At 58.5% G+C, this 7,038-nt stretch carries 6 protein-coding genes; 4 read left to right on the top strand and 2 right to left on the bottom strand.

The features are described from left to right. Positions 1-201: 201 nt before the first annotated feature. Together WH299_RS25520 and WH299_RS25515 are read right to left on the bottom strand one after the other, a co-directional pair. Positions 202-1,422, bottom strand: a complete 1,221-nt coding sequence (locus WH299_RS25520) for a CaiB/BaiF CoA transferase family protein (protein WP_339551641.1) — start codon at positions 1,420-1,422, stop codon at positions 202-204. Between the two features lie 13 nt (positions 1,423-1,435). Beyond that, a complete protein-coding gene (locus tag WH299_RS25515) occupies positions 1,436-2,617 on the bottom strand; it encodes an acyl-CoA dehydrogenase (RefSeq protein ID WP_003187423.1) in 1,182 nt (393 codons plus the stop codon). Between the two features lie 157 nt (positions 2,618-2,774). Between WH299_RS25515 and WH299_RS25510 the strand changes: the two genes are divergently transcribed. The 4 genes from WH299_RS25510 to WH299_RS25495 all read left to right on the top strand — a co-directional run bounded on the left by WH299_RS25510 (position 2,775) and on the right by WH299_RS25495 (position 7,020). Continuing rightward, on the top strand, positions 2,775-3,674 hold the full coding sequence (locus tag WH299_RS25510; RefSeq protein WP_339551639.1) for a LysR family transcriptional regulator: 900 nt from the start codon (positions 2,775-2,777) through the stop codon (positions 3,672-3,674). A 452-nt stretch (positions 3,675-4,126) separates the two neighbouring features. Next, positions 4,127-5,248, top strand: coding sequence for a Re/Si-specific NAD(P)(+) transhydrogenase subunit alpha (locus WH299_RS25505; RefSeq protein ID WP_010207879.1), 1,122 nt, complete (start codon positions 4,127-4,129; stop codon positions 5,246-5,248). Positions 5,249-5,263: 15 nt separating this feature from the next. Beyond that, the gene (locus WH299_RS25500) at positions 5,264-5,584 is read left to right on the top strand and encodes an NAD(P) transhydrogenase subunit alpha (protein WP_003187417.1); all 321 of its coding nucleotides are present in this window, start codon (positions 5,264-5,266) and stop codon (positions 5,582-5,584) included. Beyond that, on the top strand, positions 5,584-7,020 hold the full coding sequence (locus WH299_RS25495) for an NAD(P)(+) transhydrogenase (Re/Si-specific) subunit beta (RefSeq protein ID WP_028618674.1): 1,437 nt from the start codon (positions 5,584-5,586) through the stop codon (positions 7,018-7,020). Before WH299_RS25500 ends, WH299_RS25495 begins: the two co-directional genes overlap by 1 nt. Positions 7,021-7,038: the final 18 nt, after the last annotated feature.

Genomic DNA, 7,038 nt, shown 5'->3' with positions numbered 1-7,038 from the left:
CGAAGCAACCCACTGCCGAAACTTACATAACTCATTGTTTACCAAGGAGTTTTCCGCTTCGACTGCGCCGGAAGTGGGGCGAATTATAGACGTCTGAAATCTGCCGTCAACCCTTGATTTTGCTTTTCTATCAATTAGTTAGAATTGATTAAAAAACCACCAATAAAGGGCCATCAGCATCTTCTATATAGAAGATGCGACTCAAATAACACCTGCCGCCTTAAGAGCAACCACATTCGCCGCGCCCAACCCCAATACATCCTGAAGCACTTGAGCCGTATGCTCACCCAGCAGAGGAGGCGCATTGCGGTACTCCACCGGCGTCTTGGACAACCGTATTGGACTGGCAACCTGAGGCACCATCCCCGCCAACGCATGGGGCAGCGCCATTGCCAACCCGCGCGCCTTGACCTGAGGGTCGGCGAACACCTGCGCCAGGTCATTGATCGGCCCACAAGGCACGCCCACGCGCTCCAAATGCGACACCCACTCAGCCGTCGTCTTGAACACCGTCGCCTGACGAATCAAAGGAATCAGTTCCGCTCGATTCGCTACCCGCACCTTATTAGTAGCGAAGCGCGGATCATCCGCCCACTGTGGCTGCCCAGCCACTTCGGCAAACTTACGAAACTGCGCGTCATTACCCACCGTCAGGATGAAATCACCGTCGGCGGTAGGGAAGTCCTGATAGGGCACGATATTCGGATGCGCATTACCCAGCCGCTTTGGCGACGCCCCTGTCGTCAGGTAATTCATCGCCTGGTTGGCCAGACAGGCCACCTGCACATCCAGTAACGCCATATCGATGTGCTGCCCGCCACCGTCATGATCCCGATGAGCCAGTGCCGCTAGTATCGCCACTGTAGAGTAAAGCCCCGTAAGAATGTCCGTCAGCGCCACACCCACCTTTACTGGCCCGGCACCGTCATCCCCCTCAGGGCGACCGGTCAGGCTCATGAGGCCGCCCAACCCCTGAATCATGAAGTCATAGCCCGCCCGCGCCGCGTAGGGCCCGGTCTGGCCAAAGCCCGTGATCGAGCAGTAGATCAGCTCGGGATTGGTCTCCCTGAGCGACTCATAGTCCAACCCATACGCGGCAAGCCCGCCCACCTTGAAGTTTTCAATGAGGATGTCCGACTTGGCCGCCAGCTCACGCACCAGCGCCTGCCCCTCCGGCCGCGTGAAATCGATCGTCACCGACTGCTTATTGCGATTGGCCGACAGGTAGTACGCCGCCTCACTGGTGTTCTCGCCATAGGCATCCTTAAGAAAGGGCGGCCCCCAAGCGCGCGTATCGTCGCCGCTACCCGGCCGCTCAACCTTGATCACTTCAGCCCCAAGGTCCGCAAGGATCTGCCCGGACCAGGGGCCCGCCAGTACTCGCGATAGATCCAGTACCCGCAGATGCGAAAGCGCGCCCATGGCCGTGCTCCTATTAATAGAACGCCTGAAGACCGGTTTGCGCACGCCCCAGAATCAGAGCATGCACGTCATGAGTACCTTCATAGGTATTCACGACCTCCAGATTGACCAGGTGGCGCGCCACGCCGAACTCGTCGGAAATACCGTTGCCGCCGAGCATGTCGCGCGCCATACGCGCGATATCCAGGGATTTGCCACAGGAGTTGCGCTTCATGATCGAAGTGATTTCAACCGCTGCCGTACCCTCATCCTTCATACGCCCCAGACGCAGGCAGCCTTGCAGGGCCAGAGTGATCTCGGTCTGCATGTCGGCCAATTTCTTCTGGATCAGTTGAGTTGCAGCCAATGGACGCCCGAATTGCTGGCGATCCAGGGTGTATTGGCGAGCGGTATGCCAGCAGAACTCAGCAGCACCCAAAGCCCCCCAAGAAATGCCATAACGCGCAGAGTTGAGGCAGGTGAAAGGCCCCTTCAGACCACGCACGTCCGGAAAAATGTTCTCTTCCGGCACGAACACATTGTCCATGACGATTTCACCGGTGATAGAAGCGCGGAGCCCGACCTTGCCATGAATCGCCGGCGCACTCAGGCCCTTCCAGCCTTTCTCCAAGACAAAGCCACGGATGTCACCGGCGTCGTCCTTGCCCCACACCACAAACACATCCGCGATCGGGCTGTTGGTGATCCACATCTTCGCGCCCGTCAAGCTGTAACCGCCGTCCACTTTTCGAGCCCGGGTAATCATCGCACCTGGGTCAGACCCATGATTGGGCTCGGTCAGGCCGAAACAGCCGATCCATTCCCCAGACGCCAACTTCGGCAAGTACTTCTGTTTCTGCGCCTCGGTGCCGAACTCGTTGATCGGCACCATCACCAGCGAAGACTGCACACTCATCATCGAGCGATAGCCGGAGTCGACGCGCTCCACTTCGCGCGCGATCAACCCATAACTGACGTAATTCAAGCCACTGCCGCCGTACTGCTCAGGAATCATCGCACCGAGCAAACCGGTCTCGCCCATCTCGCGAAAAATCGCAGGGTCGGTCTTTTCATGGCGAAAGGCTTCAAGCACGCGCGGCGCCAGCTTGTCCTGGGCAAACTGCTCAGCACTGTCGCGCACCATGCGCTCTTCTTCGGTGAGCTGTTGATCCAGCAGCAGTGGATCGATCCAGTTGAAGCTTGCCTTGCCAGCCATGAATAAGTCCTCGCGGAAAGAAACGGATGTCGTGGAACCAGCCTAGGCGCGACAAGCGCTCAGAGCAAACGAGGTTTCCGCATAGGGTTGTGCTAATTTCTCACTTCGAAACCGCCGAAAAGCGCGCATATGCGCTTTACATGTGAGGACACGGTATATGCGCAGAAAAATTCCCAGTACGACCGCCTTGGTCAGTTTTGAAGCGGCGGCCCGCCACGAAAGCTTTACCAAGGCCGCACACGAGCTTTCGATCACTCAAGGCGCCATCTGTCGACAGATCGCCAGCCTTGAGGAGTTTTTGAGTGTCGAGCTGTTTCGTCGCTCACGCCGAGGGGTAAAACTGACGGAAGCAGGGCTGTCGTACAGCCGCCGCGTCGCCACGCAACTGGATGCGGTGGAGCGCGACACGCTTTCCGTCATGGGTCAGCAGGGCGCTAACACCATCGAGTTGGCCGTGGTCCCGACATTTGGCACTCAGTGGCTGATCCCTCGCCTCAAGGATTTCCAACGCCAACATCCTGAGGTCACGGTCAACCTGACGAACCGAACACGGCCCTTCCTGTTTGCCGATACCGAATTCGACGCCGCCATCTACTTCGGCGATGCCGATTGGTCCGGTACGGAATCGCACCGCCTGATGGGAGAGAATCCTGTCCCTGTGTGCAGCCCGCGACTGCTTGGTAACAGCACGCAACTCAGCCCCCAGGAAATCGCGGAACTGCCCCTCCTGCAGCAAACGACGAGACCTTACGCGTGGCGCCAGTGGTTCAACGCCCAGCAGCTGAGCGTACCTCGCGACATGACAGGCCCCCGTTACGAGCTATTCTCGATGTTGTCTCAGGCCGCCATGCATGACATGGGGATCGCGCTGATCCCGCCGTTCCTCATTCAACGCGAACTAGAGGACGGCCAACTGGTGATCACAAGCCCCGAAACACTGAGCAGTTCGAAGGCCTATTACTTGATGATTCCTGACAGAAAGGTCGAATCCGCCTCATTACACGCATTTAGGGACTGGCTGATCGACCAGTCACAGCGCTACAGCCCTTGTATTTAAAGGTCAAAACAACATTATTGACTCTGTAGTCAGCAAATTTTCAATCCTACAGATATACATATATGTCGCATTTCAACAGACTGTATCTGTCAGGCGAAAATAGGACTCAAAGCCATGATCTATATGGCTTGCAGCGACTAATACAAGCCAATGACCGACTATTCACACCAACGATGTCAAAAGATTGCAGAAGCGCCTGCAGCCCTTTAAGCCCATGTATTTGAAGAGGTTATTTCAGCGTGTTGCGACAATCAGTCACAGGGTGACTTGTAGTTAATTTTTCGTCACCCGTCATAATCCCTTGAAGGCCGTAAAGTTCGCCTGCAAAATGCCGCGCCCCGCTGTCATTTCAGCGGGATCGTGCTGATCGGCCGCCCCAGTTGCGCCACTCGCGGTGCACTGGCCTTTTTACAAAAAGATCAAAAGCAAAAAGATCATGCAGGAGATTTGACGTGCACATTGGTGTTCCTCTCGAAACCCAGACCGGTGAAACGCGGGTGGCTGCCACCCCGGAAACCATCAAGAAGCTGATCGGCCAGGGCCATAAGGTCACTGTACAAAGCGGAGCCGGCATCAAAGCCAGCGTCGTCGACAGTGCCTATGAAACGGCAGGCGCAACCATTGGCAGTGCCAACGATGCGTTTGGCGCCGAGCTGATCCTCAAGGTGGTAGCCCCCAGCGACAGCGAACTTGCGCTGATCAAAAGCGGCACCGTGTTGGTGGGCATGCTCAACCCGTTCAGTAACGAAACCATCGCCAAGCTCGCGGAGCGCGGCATCACCGCCTTTGCCCTCGAAGCTGCGCCGCGGACCTCGCGCGCTCAAAGCCTCGACGTGCTGTCGTCCCAGGCCAACATTGCCGGCTATAAAGCCGTGCTGCTCGCCGCTCATCACTACCCGCGCTTCATGCCGATGCTGATGACCGCCGCAGGCACCGTGAAGGCCGCACGCGTGCTGATCCTCGGCGCTGGCGTTGCAGGCCTGCAAGCCATCGCCACCGCGAAACGCCTCGGTGCAGTGATCGAAGCGTCTGACGTACGCCCGGCCGTTAAAGAGCAGATCGAATCCCTCGGCGCCAAGTTTGTCGACGTGCCTTACGAGACCGATGAAGAGCGCGAATGCGCCGTCGGTGTCGGCGGCTACGCCCGCCCAATGCCGACCAGTTGGATGCAACGCCAGGCCCTGGCCGTGCACGAACGCGCCAAGCAGGCCGACATTGTCATTACCACCGCCCTGATTCCCGGCCGAAAAGCGCCGACCTTGCTCAGCGCCGAAACCGTCGCACAGATGAAGCCCGGCTCCGTGGTGATCGACCTTGCCGCTGCCCAAGGTGGCAACTGCCCGCTGACAGTTGCCGACCAGGTGGTCGTCGAGAACGGCGTGATCATTTGCGGCCCGACCAACCTCGCCGGCGCTGTCGCCGCCGATGCGTCAGCCTTATACGCGCGCAACCTGCTGGACTTCCTGAAGCTGGTCTTCACCAAGGAAGGGCAGTTTGAAATCAACCTCGAAGACGACATCGTCGCCGCGTGCCTGATGTGCCGCGACGGCCAAGTCATCCGCAAAAACGCCTAAGCAGGGATTCAGACGATGGAAGAGCTTATCTCCCCCGGTATCTACAACCTGATCATCTTTGTGCTGGCGATTTATGTCGGTTACCACGTGGTCTGGAACGTTACCCCCGCGCTGCACACACCATTGATGGCGGTAACCAACGCCATTTCCGCGATCGTGATCGTCGGCGCCATGCTGGCTGCGGCCCTCACTGTCACGCCACTGGGCAAGACTATGGGCACCCTGGCCGTGGCACTCGCCGCAGTCAACGTGTTCGGCGGCTTCCTGGTCACCCGCAGAATGCTTGAGATGTTCAAGAAGAAAGCCCCGAAAGTAAAAGAAGAGGCGCCTAAGTAATGAGCATGAATCTCGTCACGACGCTCTACTTGATCGCGTCGATCTGCTTCATCCAGGCTCTCAAGGGCCTGTCGCACCCCACCACGTCGCGACGCGGCAACCTGTTCGGCATGCTCGGCATGGCGCTGGCGGTGCTCACCACCGTGGGCCTCATCTATAAGCTGGGCGCTGAGTTGGCTACCGCAGGCATTGGATACGTAATCGTTGGCCTGCTGATCGGCGGCACCGCCGGATCGATCATGGCCAAGCGCGTAGAAATGACCAAGATGCCTGAACTGGTAGCGTTCATGCACAGCATGATCGGCCTGGCTGCAGTGTTCATCGCGATTGCCGCGGTGGTCGAGCCGCAGTCCCTGGGCATCGTCAAACACCTGGGCGACTCGATTCCTGCCGGTAACCGCCTGGAACTGTTCCTCGGCGCGGCCATCGGTGCCATTACCTTCTCCGGTTCGGTGATCGCCTTCGGCAAATTGTCCGGCAAGTACAAGTTCCGCCTGTTCCAGGGCGCACCGGTACAGTTCGGCGGCCAGCACAAACTGAACCTTGTGCTCGGCCTCGCTACGCTGGGCCTGGGCCTGGCGTTCATGTTCACCGGCAACCTCACCGCCTTCGCGCTGATGCTGGCCCTGGCCTTCGTGCTTGGCGTGCTGATCATCATCCCGATCGGCGGCGCGGACATGCCTGTGGTCGTCTCGATGCTCAACAGCTACTCCGGCTGGGCAGCAGCGGGCATCGGTTTCTCGCTGAACAACTCGATGCTGATCATCGCCGGCTCTCTGGTGGGCTCCAGCGGCGCGATTCTGTCGTACATCATGTGCAAGGCGATGAACCGTTCCTTCTTTAATGTACTGCTCGGCGGTTTCGGCAATGCGCCGGATGCCGGTGCAGCGGCGGGCTCTAAAGAAGCACGCCCGGTCAAATCGGGCTCGGCTGACGACGCGACCTTCCTGCTGACCAACGCCGATACCGTGATCATCGTCCCGGGTTACGGCCTGGCCGTAGCACGTGCACAACATGCGCTCAAGGAACTGACCGAGAAGCTGACCCACCACGGCGTCACCGTGAAGTACGCGATCCACCCAGTGGCCGGCCGTATGCCAGGGCACATGAACGTCCTGCTCGCCGAGGCCGAAGTGCCTTACGACCAGGTGTTCGAGATGGAAGACATCAACTCCGAGTTCGGCCAGGCCGACGTGGTGCTGGTGCTGGGCGCGAACGACGTGGTCAACCCGGCCGCCAAGAACGATCCGAATTCACCGATCGCGGGCATGCCGATTCTCGAAGCCTTCAAGGCCAAGACGATCATCGTCAACAAACGCTCAATGGCCAGCGGCTACGCCGGCTTGGACAACGAGCTGTTCTACCTGGACAAGACCATGATGGTCTTCGGTGATGCCAAGAAGGTCATCGAAGACATGGTCAAAGCCGTCGAGTAACACTGCTTCAGCGCAATA

Source organism: Pseudomonas sp. MYb541 (genome assembly GCF_037479595.1).
Taxonomy (GTDB): Bacteria; Pseudomonadota; Gammaproteobacteria; order Pseudomonadales; family Pseudomonadaceae; genus Aquipseudomonas; species Aquipseudomonas canadensis.
This window is presented reverse-complemented; position numbering and strand designations above follow the sequence as displayed.